The 15575-nt window shown below is 63.0% G+C and carries 14 protein-coding genes; 1 reads left to right on the top strand and 13 read right to left on the bottom strand.

What is annotated here, in order from left to right; translation table 11 throughout:
• The first annotated feature begins 42 nt into the window (after positions 1–42).
• Positions 43–2226, top strand: coding sequence for a YccS family putative transporter (gene yccS / locus M2396_RS09710; protein ID WP_259074463.1), 2184 nt, complete (start codon positions 43–45; stop codon positions 2224–2226).
• Positions 2227–2234: 8 nt separating this feature from the next.
• Here the strand turns inward: yccS and M2396_RS09715 are convergent, their stop codons facing one another.
• The 13 genes from M2396_RS09715 to tkt all read right to left on the bottom strand — a co-directional run bounded on the left by M2396_RS09715 (position 2235) and on the right by tkt (position 15346).
• Positions 2235–2972, bottom strand: coding sequence for an ABC transporter substrate-binding protein (locus M2396_RS09715; protein ID WP_101315806.1), 738 nt, complete (start codon positions 2970–2972; stop codon positions 2235–2237).
• A gap of 187 nt (positions 2973–3159) precedes the next feature.
• Positions 3160–4107, bottom strand: coding sequence for an ornithine cyclodeaminase family protein (locus tag M2396_RS09720; RefSeq protein WP_220632958.1), 948 nt, complete (start codon positions 4105–4107; stop codon positions 3160–3162).
• On the bottom strand, positions 4104–5078 hold the full coding sequence (locus M2396_RS09725) for a threonine/serine dehydratase (protein ID WP_259074467.1): 975 nt from the start codon (positions 5076–5078) through the stop codon (positions 4104–4106). The genes M2396_RS09720 and M2396_RS09725 overlap by 4 nt, the downstream gene beginning before the upstream one ends.
• 116 nt (positions 5079–5194) lie before the next feature.
• Positions 5195–5830, bottom strand: coding sequence for a transcriptional regulator (locus tag M2396_RS09730; RefSeq protein WP_103435802.1), 636 nt, complete (start codon positions 5828–5830; stop codon positions 5195–5197).
• A 93-nt stretch (positions 5831–5923) separates the two neighbouring features.
• Positions 5924–6220, bottom strand: coding sequence for a helix-turn-helix domain-containing protein (locus M2396_RS09735; protein ID WP_188035198.1), 297 nt, complete (start codon positions 6218–6220; stop codon positions 5924–5926).
• Between the two features lie 11 nt (positions 6221–6231).
• Positions 6232–6732 carry a M48 family metallopeptidase gene (locus M2396_RS09740; RefSeq protein ID WP_150573377.1) on the bottom strand — a complete coding sequence of 167 codons (501 nt, stop codon included), beginning with the start codon at positions 6730–6732 and terminating at the stop codon, positions 6232–6234.
• A gap of 39 nt (positions 6733–6771) precedes the next feature.
• Positions 6772–8892 (bottom strand): bifunctional diguanylate cyclase/phosphodiesterase, encoded by a 2121-nt coding sequence (locus M2396_RS09745; RefSeq protein WP_259074473.1) that lies wholly within the window; start codon positions 8890–8892, stop codon positions 6772–6774.
• Between the two features lie 177 nt (positions 8893–9069).
• Entirely contained in the window at positions 9070–10134 is a 1065-nt protein-coding gene (fba, locus tag M2396_RS09750; RefSeq protein ID WP_101315791.1) for a class II fructose-bisphosphate aldolase, read from the bottom strand.
• Between the two features lie 97 nt (positions 10135–10231).
• Positions 10232–10561 (bottom strand): MliC family protein, encoded by a 330-nt coding sequence (locus tag M2396_RS09755; RefSeq protein WP_101315788.1) that lies wholly within the window; start codon positions 10559–10561, stop codon positions 10232–10234.
• A gap of 158 nt (positions 10562–10719) precedes the next feature.
• Positions 10720–10938 (bottom strand): hypothetical protein, encoded by a 219-nt coding sequence (locus M2396_RS09760; protein ID WP_101315786.1) that lies wholly within the window; start codon positions 10936–10938, stop codon positions 10720–10722.
• Positions 10939–10970: 32 nt separating this feature from the next.
• Positions 10971–12134: a phosphoglycerate kinase gene (locus tag M2396_RS09765; protein ID WP_150571185.1), complete on the bottom strand. Its 1164-nt coding sequence runs from the start codon at positions 12132–12134 to the stop codon at positions 10971–10973.
• 12 nt (positions 12135–12146) lie between these two features.
• Complete coding sequence (epd, locus tag M2396_RS09770) at positions 12147–13208, bottom strand: erythrose-4-phosphate dehydrogenase (protein ID WP_101315782.1); 1062 nt, start codon at positions 13206–13208, stop codon at positions 12147–12149.
• Positions 13209–13348: 140 nt separating this feature from the next.
• Positions 13349–15346 carry a transketolase gene (tkt, locus tag M2396_RS09775; RefSeq protein WP_101315780.1) on the bottom strand — a complete coding sequence of 666 codons (1998 nt, stop codon included), beginning with the start codon at positions 15344–15346 and terminating at the stop codon, positions 13349–13351.
• Between the last annotated feature and the right edge of the window lie 229 nt (positions 15347–15575).

The raw sequence follows: 15575 nt of genomic DNA on the forward strand, positions 1-15575 counted from the left end.
ATGCCCTGAAAGGTTCTCATCGATCACTGCCAGCAGGCCACTATGTCATCGAGCTCGTTTCGTCATTCTCTGCGTCGTTTGTGGGGCCAGGACAAGTTCAGTTATGCCATCCGGGTGACCATCGCCCTCACCGGCAGCATGGCCTTGTGTTGGTATCAAGATGAAATGAAGCTGTTGATCCCGCTGTTTCTGGGGATCATCGCCAGCGCCCTGGCCGAGACCGACGACGGCTGGCAGGGCCGCCTCAGCGCCCTGCTGGTGACCCTGGCCTGTTTTGCCATCGCCGCGCTGTCGGTCGAGCTGCTGTTCCCCTACCCCTGGATCTTTGCCTTCGCCCTGGCCCTGGCGGCGTTCTGCCTGACCATGCTCGGCGCCTTGGGCGAGCGCTATGGCGCGATTGCCTCGGCGACCTTGATCCTCTCGGTGTACACCATGATCGGCGTCGACCAGCGCGGCGGTGAGGTCACCGACTTCTGGCACGAGCCGTTGCTGCTGGTGGCAGGCGCTGCCTGGTATGGGCTGCTGTCGGTGCTGTGGCAGGCGCTGTTCTCCAATCAGCCGGTGCAGCAGAGCCTGGCCAAGCTGTTCTACGAGCTGGGCCGCTACCTCAAGCTCAAGGCCAACCTGTTCGAGCCAATTCGCAACCTTGAAGTGGAATCGCGACGGCTGGAGCTGGCCCAGCAGAACGGCAAGGTGGTCGCAGCCCTCAACGCCGCCAAAGAGATCATCCTGCACCGGGTCGGCAACAGCCAACCCAACTCCAAGGTCAGCCGCTACCTCAAGCTGTATTTCCTGGCCCAGGACATTCACGAGCGCGTGAGTGCCTCGCACTATCCGTACAACGCCCTGGCCGAGGCGTTTTTCCACAGCGACGTGATGTTCCGCTGCCAGCGCCTGTTGCGCCAGCAAGGCTCGGCCTGCCAGCAGCTGTCGGAATCGATCCGCATGCGCCAGCCGTTCGTCTACGGCAGCGGTTTTGCCGAGGCGCTGGAAGACCTGCACGCCTCCCTGGAACACCTGCGCATCCAGAGCAACCCAGCCTGGCGCGGCCTGCTGCGCTCGCTGCGGGCGCTGGCCGGCAACCTCGCCACGCTGGACCGCCTGCTCGCCGACGCCAGCAACCCGGACGGCCTTGCCGATGCCAGTGACAGCAGCCTGCTGGACCGCTCGCCGCGCAACTTCAAGGACGTCTGGAGCCGCCTGCGCACGCAGCTGACGCCGACTTCGCTGCTGTTCCGCCATGCCTTGCGCCTGCCGCTGGCGCTATCAATCGGCTATGGCATGGTGCATCTGATTCACCCGACCCAGGGTTACTGGATCATCCTCACCACGCTGTTCGTCTGCCAGCCCAACTATGGCGCGACGCGGCGCAAGCTGGTGCAGCGGATTTTCGGCACGGCGATCGGCCTGACGGTCGGCTGGGCGTTGTTCGATCTGTTCCCCAACCCGGTGGTGCAGTCGTTGTTCGCGGTGGTTGCCGGGGTGGTGTTCTTCGTCAACCGCACCACCCGCTATACCCTGGCCACGGCGGCAATCACGCTGATGGTGCTGTTCTGCTTCAACCAGATCGGCGACGGTTACGGCCTGTTCCTGCCGCGCCTGTTCGATACCCTGGTCGGCAGCCTGATCGCCATTCTGGCGGTGTTCCTGTTCCTGCCCGACTGGCAGGGGCGGCGGCTGAACAAGGTGCTGGCCAATACTTTGACCTGCGCCAGCGAGTACCTGCGCCAGATCATGCAGCAGTATGCGTACGGCAAGCGCGACGACCTCGCCTATCGCCTGGCCCGGCGCAATGCGCACAACGCTGACGCAGCGCTGTCGACCACTCTGGCCAACATGCTGATGGAGCCTGGCCACTTCCGTAAGGAAGCCGATGTCGGTTTCCGCTTCCTGGTGCTCTCGCACACCTTGCTCAGCTACCTGTCAGGACTAGGTGCGCACCGCGATACGGCGCTGCCGCCAGAGGTCCACGAGCAACTGATCGACGGTGCCGGGGTCAGCCTGGCCAACAGCCTCGAGCAGATCGCCAACGGCCTGGCCGCGCGCCTGCCGGTGGCGATTCACAGTGATGAAGAAGAAGCCTTGGCCAATGCCCTCGAGCAGATGCCGGAAGAGCTGGATGAGCATCAGCGCCTGGTGCAGACGCAGCTGGCCTTGATCTGCCGCCAGCTCGGCCCACTGCGGACCATGGCCGCGCACCTGATCAAGGAAGGTGCGCCGAGCTGAGCCTGGGCTCAAAAGCCATGCTGGCGCAGCAGGCGCTGATAACTGCCATCGGCTTTCATGGCCGCGATGGCGCGCTCGAAGCGCTGCACGATCTGCCGATGTTGCGGGTGCTGCAAGCTGACAAGAATGTGCAGGCTGTTCTCACCCAGCGGCGGATCGACAAAACTGACCGAGTCACGCACCTGCTGCGGCTCGCGCTGCAGGTTGTAACGTGCGACGTACTCGTCTTCCACTGCCAGCTTGACCCGCCCGGCCGCCAGCATGCGCACAGCTGAGGAGAAATTGCGCACCTGTACCTTGCTCAGGCGGCTGTCATCGTCGAAGCTCGGCGAATAGGCATAACCGCGCACCACGGCGATGCTGTAGGGGTACAGGTCAGCCTGGCGCTGATAAGTGAAGGCCTCACCCTGGCGCTTGAGCAGGCGAATGCGGTTACTCAAAAAGGCACTGGAAAACTGCCCGATCTGGGTGCGCGACTCGTTGTACCAGGCGTTGACCAGCACGTCGTAACGTCCTTCGCCCAACCCTTTCAACGCACGCGCCCAGGGCACTTCTTCGTATTCACTGGCAAAGCCTGCGCGCGTCAGCGCCGTGGTCACCAGGCTGGTCGCTAGGCCACCGCCGGGCAGGCTGGCGTCGGTGAACGGCGGCCAGCTGTCGGCAACCAGACGCAGTTTTTGCTCTGCAGCTGCAGGCGAGGCCAGCAACGCCAGCAACAGCCCGGCAAGGCACAGCAGTGGCCGCATGCACGAATCCTTTTGGCAATGGGGGGCTCCCGCGGATGACGGTAACATGTGCTCCGTCATACCGAGCAGAATACAGATCCGCGGGACTGCCGACAGCGGACAATGATGTCAAATGGCCTCTATTTTGGCCAAGCCGGCAGATTACTTGCCAAAGCAATAATCAGGCCTCGTTGCGAGGCCCAATTGGTCAGCGTTGCAGCACCTCCAGCACGCAGCGGGCAATCTGCGCATCCTGCACCGCAACGCCGGTCAGATCGGCGAGAGTCAGTTGCCCGTCGTGTTCGCGCCCGGTCGCGTGCCCTGCCAGCACCTCGCCGAGTTCGCTCAGCTGGCTTGGGGCTATCAAACCGGCCTTGAGCGCATGAGACACCTCGCCGTACTGGCTACATTGGCGGCGCGAATCGACAATGATCCGCTGAGCACTGGCGACCAGCTCCACCGCCAGTTCCTGCTTGCCTGGTGCATCGGCACCAACCGCGGTGATATGGCTGCCGGGCAGCAGCCATTCACGTTGCAGCAGCGGCTCGCGGGAAGGCGTGGCGCAGACCAGCAGGTTGGCCGCCTCGGCCACTAGCCGCGGTTGCTCGACACAGCGCACCGTGCAGCCCAGCGCCTCGGCAAACGCCCTGTAGTCGCACCGCGCGGCGTCACTACGACCCCACACCAGCACCTCGCGGCAGGCGGTGACTGCCAGCAACTGCTCCAGCTGCAAGCGCGCCTGCATGCCGGTGCCGAGGATGCCGATCGCTTCGACCCGGTTCGGCGCCAGCAACCGTGCCGCGATGCGCCCAGCCAGGGCGGTGCGCATGCAGGTTAACCAACCCTGATCCGCCAGCAGCGCCAACGGCTGGCCGGTGCTGGCACTGAGCACCAGCATCAGCCCGTCGTTGCTCGGCAAGCCCTGCTGCGGGTTGCTGTAGAAACCAGTGGAAACCTTGACCGTGAAGGTCTCACTGCCCTCGACATAGGCCGATTTGATACAGCAGTCGCCATTTGCCTGAGGGAAGCCGAATGCCTGCACCGGTGGCACCTGCACCCGGCCTGCGGAATAAGCGACAAAGCCCAGTTCGATGGCGCACATGGCCTGATGGGCATCCAGCGCGGCCATGATCGCCGGCAGCTCGTAGACCTTCATGCGATAGCCTCGAGGTATTTCTCCAGCACGATGTTGCGGCCGCACAGCACGACTGCGACTTTCTTGCCGTGATACTCCTCGGCCAGCGCCAGCATGCCGGCCATCGCCACGCCTGCGGCGCCCTCGATGATCCAGCGCTCGCTGGCGGCGACCTCACGCATGGCAGCCTTGATCTGCGCCTCACTGACCAACACGCGCTGACTCAACAGCCGTTGGCACAGGCCGAGGGTAACGCTGTCGGGTTCGACGCCGCCGGCGGTGCCATCCGAGATAGTCTCCTCCTCGTCGACCTCGATGATCCGCCCTGCTGCGAGTGAGGCATGCAGGGCCGGTGAGTTGGCTGGCCAGCAACCAACGATGCGGGTTTTCGCCGACAGGCCATGCAGGGCCGCTGCAATGCCGCTAATCAGACCACCACCGCCCACAGCCACGAACACCGCATCCAGCTCCGGCTGCTGCTCGAACAGTTCCATTCCGACCGTGCCCTGACCGGCGATGATCTGGTAGTCGTTGTACGGCGACACGTACGGTTTGCCTTGCAACTGCGCCTGGCGCCCGGCTTCCAGTTCGGCGCCGAGCGGATCGAGATCAAGGCTGATGACCTCGGCGCCCAGTGCGCGCATTGCTTCCAGCTTATAGCTGGAGGCCTGCGTGGTGGTGTAGACGCTGACCGGCACGCCCAGTGCCTGGCCGGCCAAGGCAAGGCCCTGGCCGTGGTTGCCAGAGGACGCGGTGATGACGCCACGCTGGCGCTGGACCGGGTCAAGCAGGCGCAGCTTGTTGCTGGCACCGCGGTATTTGAACGAGCCGGTGTGCTGCAGGTGCTCGCACTTGAGGTAAACCTCACAGCCGCTCAAAGCACTCAGGCGGCTGCTCAAGGTCAGCGGCGTGACCGCGACCTGCGGGCGCAGCGCGGTGTGTGCTTCAGTGATGGCCTGCTGCAGGGAGCCCAGTGCTTGGTCGTCGATCATCGGTAATGCTCTCGGTGACAGAGCGCTACCCAGGCAGCGCGCTCATATGGAAATTAAATCTACGATAGATTTTATTTCCACGGCACGCAAGCACCAGCGAGCAGGTCGACAGGTGATCAGCTTTCGCGAGCGAGCTTCACGTACTTGTAGACAGTCGCCCGGCCCATGTTCAGCACGTTGGCCACATAGTCATAAGCGCTCTTGCCGCGGAACGCCCCTTCGCCATGCAGAGCCTCGATCAGCTCGCGCTTGTGCTCGCGCTCCAGCGTGTTGAGGCTCTGGCTACGTTCGGCCAGCCAGCTGTGCATGAAGGTGTTGATGCGCTCCTGCCAGTCATCACGAAACAGCACTTCAGGTTGCGGCAGCAGGCGGCTGGCCTGGAAGAACACATCCAGCGCCTGCCTGGCCTGCTCCAGCAGCGATACGTTGAAGTTGATGCACAGCAGCGCTTCGGGCTGGCCGTTGTCATCGAGCATCACACTGCTGATCGAGCGAATTTTCTGGCCGTCCCAGTTGAGCTTTTCGTACGGACCCAGGCGGGTGGCGCCATTGAGGTCGGCGGGCAAGTCGTGCAGCGCCGAGTCGTCGCCCAACTGGCGCTTGGAGATATTGTTGGCGATGTGCACGATGGTCTGGCTGCGCAGGTCATGCACCACCACTTCAGCATGCGGAAACAGCAGCGTGGCGACGCCATCGGCCATGGCGGCGTAGTTGCTGAAGCGGGGGCTGAGCGCCGGCCGGGGTGCAGACATCGCAAGCATTCCTGAGGGTAAAGCGCGCCATGCTAAGCCAGGCGCGACAGGCAGGGAAAGTGCAGCGGCCGCGAGCGACCCGCTGCAGATGATTCAGGGGTAGCCCAGCACCTGACGGATGTGCACCAGATGCGCGCCGATCCACTGCTTGTCGATCGCACCCCAGTCGCGGATGCGGTACTGCCCGGCATGGTTACGGGCACCGCTCTCCTGCTCGAATTCGCAGATGATGTCGAGGTCGGCCAGCGCAGCGATGGTGTCCTGAGCGGTACGCCGGGGCATGCCGGTGGCTTCGGTCAAGGCCGGTACGCTGGCGGCGGTCTGGCTGTCGATCAGCCAGGCGACGTACAGGCGGCGGTAGAAGCTGCTCTTGGTCTTGCTCACTTCCATGCTCGGGGTCCTTAGGATTGATTGGGCAGTTCCTGGTAGGTCAGGTAAACGCGCAGGTCGAATTCCAGTTGATGGTAATCCGGCTCCATGTGCTGGCAGAGCTGGTAGAACGCCTTGCTGTGGTCGCGCTCACGCAGGTGCGCCAGCTCATGCACGACGATCATGCGCAGAAACTCTGGCGCGGCGTCCTTGAACAAGGCCGCGATGCGGATTTCTTTCTTGGCCTTGAGCTTGCCGCCCTGTACCCGCGACACAGCCGTATTCAGACCCAGAGCGCGGTGGGTCAGGTCGAGGCGGTTGTCGAACAGCACCTTGTCCAGGTTCGGCGCACTGCGCAGGTAGTTCTGCTTCAGTTCCTGAGCGTAGGCGTACAACGCCTTGTCATTCTGCACCTGGTGACGGGCGGGATAGCGCTGGCGCAGGTACTCGCCCAGGCGGTCGCTGGCGATCATCTGCCGCACCTGCTCTTGCAGCTGCGGTGGGTAGGCTTGCAGGTAACGTAGGTCGGTCATGGCACAGCGGTCGATAAAAGCACACGCGATTCTAGCCAATCATTGCCCGGGCCAGTGGAAAAACAATGGAAAGTCGCTCGCATCGGCAGCGGTCATCGGCCGTGCCACCAAAAAGCCCTGCACATAACAGCAGCCGTGCGCCTTCAGCCAGGCCGCCTGGGCTTCGGTTTCCACGCCTTCGGCAATGACCGTGATCGCGTAGTCGGCGCACAGGCCAATGACGCTGCGCACCAACGCCGCATCGCTGGCCGAGTCGGGCAGGCGCGCGACCAGATGGCGGTCAAGCTTGAGCGTGTCGATGGGCAGATCGCGGATCATCCGCAGCGAACAGCCGCCGGCGCCGAAGTCGTCCAGCGCTACTCGCACGCCAAGCTCACGCAGGCGGTTGAGCTGCTTCACGGCGGCGTCGACGTTATACATCAGCGAGGTTTCCGCCACCTCGACCTCAAGCTGCGCCGGGCGCAAACCGTGCGCCTGGATCACCGCCTGCAGTTCATCGACCAGATTTGGCATGGCGAACTGGACCCGGCTCAGACTGATCCCCAGTACCAGGTCATCGGCAAAGCCCGCGCGCCAAGCCTTGCGCTGGGCAGCACCCTGATCGTAGATCCAGCTGGCCAGGCGGCTGATCAGCCGGGTCTCTTCCAGCAACGGGATGAACAAGCCCGGCGGTACATCACCGACGCTGGGGTGCTGCCAGCGCAGCAGCGCCTCGAAGCCACGCAGCTGGCCATCGGCAAACGCCACCTGCGGTTGAAACACCAGGCTGAAGTCCTTTTGCTCGATGGCGCTGCGCACGCCGTCTTCGAGCATCAGCCGTGACCGCGCACGGCCGTTCAGCTCCTGATCGTAAAACCGGTATTGCTGACGGCCAGCATGCTTGGCGGCGTACATCGCCGTGTCCGCCGCGCGCAACAGGCCCTCGAAAGTGCCGCCGCAGTCGGGATAGGTGGCGATACCAATGCTAACGCCCAGGGATACATCCACCCCGTCTACCTGGTGGGTGATCGACAGGCGTTCGAGCACCCGCTCAGCGAAGCGTCCGGCCAGCTCTGGATACGGCAGGCCGTCGAACAAAGCCGTGAATTCGTCACCGCCCATCCGTGCCAGCAGCGCCTCGCTGCCCAGGCAATCCTTCAGTTGAGACGCGACCCAGTGCAGGATCTCGTCGCCTGCCTCGTGCCCGAGCGAATCATTGATCCGCTTGAAGCCATCGAGGTCCATGTACATCAGTGCCTGGACCTTCTCCGAGTGCTCGTTGCGCAGCAGCGCAGCTTCGGCAGCCTGGTAGAAGCCGCGCCGATTGAGCAGGCCGGTGAGCGGGTCGGTGACCGCCTGCTGTTCCAGCTGCTGATGCAGGCTGCGCACCACTGACATGTCCAGCAGGGTAATCACCATGGCGTGCTGTTCGCTCGGCAGCGGCGCGCAGGACAACGCCACTGGCACCAGTTGCCCGTCGGCGGTGCGCAACTGCGCATCGTGCACGCGGAAGATCTGCCGTTGCTGGTACGCCTTGAAGAAGTCCGACTCGCGCCACAGGCTCGGTGTCGCCAGTTGCAGCAGGTCAAGCACGTGGGCGCCCTGGAGCACCTGCACCGGGGTATCCAGCAGACTTGAAATCGCCGGATTGGCAAAGCTGATGGTGCCGCTCTCATCCACCACCAGGATGCCTTCGGCGGCGTTTTCCAGGATCGAGGCATTGAAGGCCCGCGCCGCTTCAAGCTCGCGGGTCAGGCGCTGCAGCATGCGTCGGTTGCGCTGCTGCTCGAGCAGGGCCTGCACCTTGGGCTTGAGGATCTGCGGGTCGAATGGCTTGAACAGATAATCCACGGCGCCGGCGGCGTAGCCCTTGAGCACGGCATCCTGCGACTGCTCGTTGGCAGTCAGGAAAATGATTGGAGTGAGTCGAGTGCGCTGGCTGCCGCGCATCAAGCGGGCGACTTCAAAGCCGTCCATCTCGGGCATCTGCACGTCGAGCAAAACCAGGTCGACTTCATGGCGGAGCAGCGCGCCGAGCGCCTCGGTGCCCGAACAGGCAGTCAATACCTGCCAATCCTGACGGGCCAGCAGGGCGCGCATGCTGATCAGGTTCTCTGGGTAATCGTCGACAACCAGCAAGACGGACTTGCCGTCCGTTGCAGTGGGTTGAGCTTCATCCATGCTGCTTCTCTTGTAAGAGCGACTGCTTCCTACCCGTCTACTCTAGACCGCAGTTGGCGGGGTGCAATGGAATCAGAACGCTATCACCGAATTTAGTTTCCCATACCGACTAACGGTCATCTCGCAGACATTAAAAAACCCGCATCGCTGCGGGTTTTTTCAAGCATCCAGCCCTGATCAGTTGACCTTGGCAGCCAGCTCACCTTTCAGGTAACGCTGATACATGCCTTCGAGGGAGATCGGTTTGATCTTCGAAGCATTGCCGGCGGTGCCGAAGGCTTCGTAACGGGCGATGCACACGTCACGCATGGCCTTGACGGTTTCGCCGAAGAACTTGCGTGGGTCGAACTCGCTCGGGTTGGTCGCCATCAGACGACGCATGGCACCGGTCGAGGCCAGGCGCAGGTCGGTGTCGATGTTGACCTTGCGCACGCCGTACTTGATGCCTTCGACGATTTCTTCAACCGGTACGCCGTAGGTCTCTTTGATGTCGCCGCCGTACTGGTTGATGATCGCCAGCCACTCTTGCGGTACCGAGGAAGAACCGTGCATCACCAGGTGGGTATTGGGGATGCGCTTGTGGATTTCCTTGATGCGGTCGATTGCCAGCACGTCGCCGGTAGGCGGCTTGGTGAACTTGTAGGCGCCGTGGCTGGTGCCGATGGCGATGGCCAGGGCGTCGACCTGAGTCTTCTTGACGAAGTCGGCGGCTTCTTCCGGATCGGTCAGCATCTGGCTGTGATCGAGCACGCCTTCGGCGCCGATACCGTCTTCCTCACCGGCCATGCCGGTTTCCAGCGAACCCAGGCAGCCCAGCTCGCCCTCTACCGAAACACCGCAGGCGTGGGCCATGGCGACGGTCTGCTGGGTGACGCGGACGTTGTAGTCGTAGTCGGTTGGGGTCTTGCCGTCTTCGCCCAGCGAGCCGTCCATCATCACCGAGCTGAAGCCCAGCTGGATCGAGCGCTGGCAAACGTCAGGGCTGGTACCGTGGTCCTGGTGCATGCACACCGGGATGTGTGGGAACTCTTCGATTGCCGCCAGGATCAGGTGGCGCAGGAAGGGTGCACCGGCGTATTTGCGAGCACCGGCCGAGGCCTGCACGATGACCGGAGAGTCGGTCTTGTCGGCGGCTTCCATGATGGCGCGCATCTGCTCGAGGTTGTTTACGTTGAAAGCTGGAACGCCGTAACCGAACTCGGCGGCGTGGTCCAGCATCTGGCGCATGCTAATGAGTGCCATTGTGTATCTCTCTCCCGACAAGCGTCGTTGTTTCGTGCAAACCTGCCATAGGGCGGTTGCTGTTCATGTTATGTGGGCCGCCGAAGCGACCCGGCCATCACGGTGCCTTGCAGCCCCGCCCTATCAGATCGTTGGTTGCTACCCAGTACACCAGGCCTTCTTCGCCGCGCAGATGCAGGGCCAGAACGCCATCGCTGTACAGCGCGCCAGAGGCGCCCGGCTCGGACTTGAGCCGGTAGACCTGGTCATTACCGCCAAGGCGGACATCGACCGAATCCTGGCTGGCATCGGCGAAACGCCAGGATACTTCGGTCTGTGTATCACAGACCCAGCGCGTCCAGGTGTCTGTCGGCGCAGCCGGTGCCGGCTGCAGCAGTGAGCAGCCTGCCAGGGTCGCCAGGGCCATCAGGGCCAATAGCGCTTTCATCCGAAACCCTCGTTATGGGTCCGCTATGCGGCCCTTCCCGGGTAAACCCGCTCCCACAGGTTCGGTGCACGTCTGTGGGAGCGGGTTTACCCGCGAAGGCCGTGAAGCGGCCCCTAATCCAAGACCACAAAACCCAGTTTAGGTTGCCCGCCAACCCATCACGGGCAACCGGGCGCCTTGCGTTGGTGCTCGTCGTCGTACTTTTCCAGCCCGTCCGGACCCAGCCGCTTGTTGATCACCGGCACCGTCTCGGCCTGCCACTGCGACTGGTAACAGCCGCCCGGCACCGCCTGCGACGGCTCGTCATCGGCAGCCGGCCCGCTGGAGCAGGCGCCCAACAGACAGGCCACGATCATCACCGGCAATTGCTTGAGCATCCGCTCGCTCCCTGCGCCAGGCGCCTTCATGCTCAGGCCTTGGCTCGTTGTTCCAGGATTTCCACAGCAGGCAGAACCTTGCCCTCGACGAACTCGAGGAACGCGCCGCCACCGGTAGAAATGTAGGAGATATCGCTGCCAACGCCATATTTATCGATGGCCGCCAGGGTGTCACCACCGCCCGCGATGGAAAACGCGTCGCTGCTGGCAATGGCCTGGGCCAGTACTTTAGTGCCGTTACCGAACTGATCGAACTCGAACACGCCGACCGGGCCGTTCCACAGCACGGTCTTCGACGACTTCAGCAACTCGGCGAACTGCTCGGCAGTTTGCGGGCCGATGTCGAGGATCATGTCGTCGTCGGCAACCTCGCTGATCAGCTTGACGGTAGCCACGGCGCTCTCGGCGAACTCCTTGGCCACTACCACGTCGACCGGCAGCGGCACATTGACCTTGGCGGCGATGGCCTTGGCGGTGTCGACCAGGTCTGGCTCGTACAGCGACTTGCCGACTTTGTGGCCAGCGGCGGCGAGGAAGGTGTTGGCAATGCCGCCACCGACGATCAGCAGGTCGCAGACGCTGCTGAGGCTGTTCAGTACATCGAGCTTGGTCGACACCTTGGAGCCGGCAACGATAGCAGCCATTGGCTTGGCAGGCGCTTTCAGGGCCTTGCCCAATGCGTCCAGCTCAGCAGCCAGCAGCGGGCCGGCAGCGGCAACCTTGGCGAACTTGGCCACGCCGTGGGTCGAGCCTTCGGCGCGGTGGGCGGTGCCGAACGCATCCATCACGAATACGTCGCACAGGGCAGCGTACTGCTGCGCCAGCTCGTCGGCGTTTTTCTTCTCGCCCTTGTTGAAGCGCACGTTCTCGAACAGCACCAGCTCACCGGCGGCGACTTCAACGCCGTCGAGGTAATCGGCCACCAGCGGTACTTCACGGCCGAGTGCCTTGCTCAGGTAGTCAGCCACCGGCTTGAGGCTGTTTTCGGCAGAAAACTCGCCTTCGGTTGGCCGACCGAGGTGCGAGCAGACCATTACCGCGGCGCCTTTTTCCAGGGCCAGCTTGATGGTCGGCAGCGCCGCCAGGATACGCGCATCGCTGGCAACCGCACCGTCTTTGACAGGCACGTTGAGGTCTTCGCGAATCAGTACGCGCTTACCTTGCAGGTCGAGGTCAGTCATCTTCAACACGGTCATGAATGCAGTCCTTCAGGGCTGTTTGCTGCGGGTTTGGTGGACGACGTGCAGGAAATGATCAGCAACGTCGAGCATACGGTTGGCAAACCCCCATTCGTTGTCGAACCAGGCCAGCAGGTTCACCAGCCGGGGGCCGGAAACGCGGGTCTGGCTGGCATCGACGATGGCCGAATGCGGGTCATGGTTGAAATCACAGCTGGCGTGCGGCAGCTCGGTGTAGGCCAGCAGCCCTCGCAGCGGGCCGCTCAGGGCTGCATCACGCAGCACCTGGTTGACCTCGGCAGCGGTGGTGTCACGGGCGGTCTGCAGGGTGATGTCCAGGCACGACACGTTGACAGTGGGCACACGCACCGCTTTGGCCTGAATTCGCCCGGCAAGTTCCGGCAGCAGCCGTTCGATGCCACGCGCCAGACCAGTGGACACCGGGATCACCGACTGAAACGCCGAGCGGGTGCGGCGCAGGTCTTCATGGTGATAGGCGTCGATCACCGGCTGGTCGTTCATCGCCGAGTGAATGGTGGTGATCTGCACGTACTCGATGCCGAACGCCTGATCCAGCACGCGCAGCAGCGGCACGCCGCAGTTGGTGGTGCAGGAGGCATTCGACACCAACTGCTCGGCACCGCTCAGGCAAGCCTGGTTGATGCCATAGACGATGGTGGCGTCGACGTCGGCCTCGCTGGCCATCGGCTGCGAGAACAGTACCCGTGGCGCGCCGGCGTCGAGAAAGCGCTGGCCATCGGCGCGGGTGTTGTAGGCACCGGTGCATTCGAGCACCAGGTCAACCTCCAGCGCGGCCCAGTCGATGCCTTCCGGGGTGGCACTGCGCAACACCTGCACGCAGTCGCCGTTGATATGCAGACAATCGCCATCGACCTTGACCTCGCCGGGGAAGCGGCCATGGGTGGAGTCGAAGCGTGTCAGGTATTCCAGGCTGGCCTGATCGGCCAGGTCATTCAAGGCAACGATCTCGAAGCTCGCAGCAGCCCCCCGCTCAACCAGCGCGCGCAGGACACAGCGGCCAATGCGGCCGTAACCGTTGAGTGCAACTTTGTAAGGGCGACCTTGAGACATGCAGGACTCGCTAACACAGGATGATCATTGACCGTCGCGGCACAAGGCCGCGCCTACAAGATACTGCACAGGCAATAACTTGTAGGCGCGGCCTTGAGTCGCGAAAACGAGGGCAACGCCCTCGCCTCGCTCAGGATGAATCAGTCTTCCAGCAGCTCTTCAGCGGTACCGAGGATGTTCTCCAGGGTAAAGCCGAATTCCTCGAACAGCGCCGAGGCCGGAGCCGATTCGCCGTAAGTGGTCATGCCGATGACGCGACCTTCAAGGCCAACGTACTTGTACCAGAAGTCGGCATGGGCAGCCTCGATGGCGATTCGCGCACCGACTTCAAGCGGCAGCACAGCCTGCTTGTAGCTGGCGTCCTGGGCATCGAACACGCTGGTGCATGGCATCGAGACGACGCGGACCTTGCGGCCTTGCTCGCTCAGTTGGTCGAACGCCTGCACGGCCAGACCGACTTCGGAACCGGTAGCGATGAGGATCAGCTCAGGCTCGCCAGCGCAGTCCTTGAGCACATAACCGCCGCGCTCGATGTCGGCGATCTGCTGCGCATCGCGCTGCTGATGCTGCAGGTTCTGACGCGAGAAGATCAGCGCCGACGGGCCGTCCTTGCGCTGCAGTGCGTGCTTCCAGGAAACCGCCGACTCGACCGCATCGGCCGGGCGCCAGGTGTCCAGGTTCGGCGTGCTGCGCAGGCTGGTCAGCTGCTCGATTGGCTGGTGAGTCGGGCCGTCTTCGCCCAGGCCGATCGAGTCGTGGGTGTAGACGTGGATGACGCGCTGCTTCATCAGAGCCGACATGCGCACGGCGTTGCGGGCGTATTCCATGAACATCAGGAAGGTCGCGCCGTAAGGCACCAGGCCGCCGTGCAGGGCGACGCCGTTCATGATCGCGGTCATGCCGAATTCGCGCACGCCGTAGAACACGTAGTTGCCGCTGGCATCAACGGCGTCGACGCCTTTGCAGCCTTTCCACAAGGTCAGGTTGGAGCCGGCCAGGTCAGCCGAACCGCCGAGGAACTCGGGCAGCAGCGGGCCGAAGGCGTTCAGGGCGTTCTGGCTGGCCTTGCGGCTGGCAATGGTTTCACCCTTGGCAGCAACTTCGTTGACGTAGGCCTGAGCCTTGGCCGAGAAGTCGGCAGGCAAGTCACCGGCCATCCGACGCTTGAACTCGGCAGCCAGCTCTGGGTGAGCAGCGGCGTAAGCTTCAAAGCGCTGGTTCCACTCGGCTTCGGCCTTGGCACCGGCGGCCTTGGCGTCCCACTCGGCATAGATGTCGGCCGGGATTTCGAACGGGCCGTAGTTCCAGTTCAGCTCTTTGCGGGCCAGGGCGATTTCGTCATTGCCCAGCGGTGCGCCGTGGCAGTCTTCCTTGCCCTGCTTGTTCGGCGAACCGAAACCGATGATGGTCTTGCAGCAGATCAGGGTCGGACGATCGCTCTTGCGCGCCGTCTCGATGGCCATCTTGATTTCTTCGGCATCGTGGCCGTCGACGTTGCGGATCACTTGCCAGTTGTAGGCTTCGAAGCGTGCCGGGGTGTTATCGGTGAACCAGCCGTGGACTTCGCCATCGATGGAGATGCCGTTGTCGTCGTAGAACGCGACCAGCTTGTTCAGGCCCAGAGTGCCGGCCAGCGAGGCGACTTCATGGGAGATGCCTTCCATCAGGCAGCCATCGCCGAGGAACACGTAGGTGTTGTGGTCGACGATGTTGTGGCTGTCACGGTTGAACTGCGCCGCCATGACTTTTTCGGCGAGGGCGAAGCCGACCGCGTTGGCCAGGCCCTGGCCGAGTGGGCCGGTGGTGGTTTCGACGCCTGGGGTGTAGCCGAACTCCGGGTGGCCCGGGGTGCGGCTGTGCAGCTGACGGAAACCTTTGAGGTCTTCGATCGACAGGTCGTAGCCGGTCAGGTGCAGCAGCGAATAGATCAGCATCGAGCCGTGGCCGTTGGACAGCACGAAGCGGTCACGGTCGGCGAAGCTCGGGTTGCTCGGGTTGTGCTTCAGGTAGTCGCGCCAAAGCACTTCGGCGATATCCGCCATGCCCATTGGGGCACCGGGATGGCCGCTGTTGGCCTTTTGCACGGCATCCATGCTGAGGGCACGAATGGCGTTGGCACGATCACGACGGCTGGGCATCGCTAAGTCTCCTGGGGGCTTGAATAAGTAATGAAGCGCAAAAAAGACGACCATTTTCCCCCACAGTCGGCTCCGGGGCAATGACGGATGGTCGCAGTTGGGTGTTTTTCCTGTGATTGATGAGCGATTCGCGAGAATAGACGGTGGTTCGGACTGACTCGGGCCATCCATCGTCCAATATCAAAACTTTTTGATATTGCCCTTGCGAGGGCAACCTTGCCTGTCTAGA

It is taken from the genome of Pseudomonas sp. BIGb0278 (assembly GCF_024809895.1).
In the GTDB taxonomy this organism is placed as follows: domain Bacteria; phylum Pseudomonadota; class Gammaproteobacteria; order Pseudomonadales; family Pseudomonadaceae; genus Aquipseudomonas; species Aquipseudomonas shirazensis.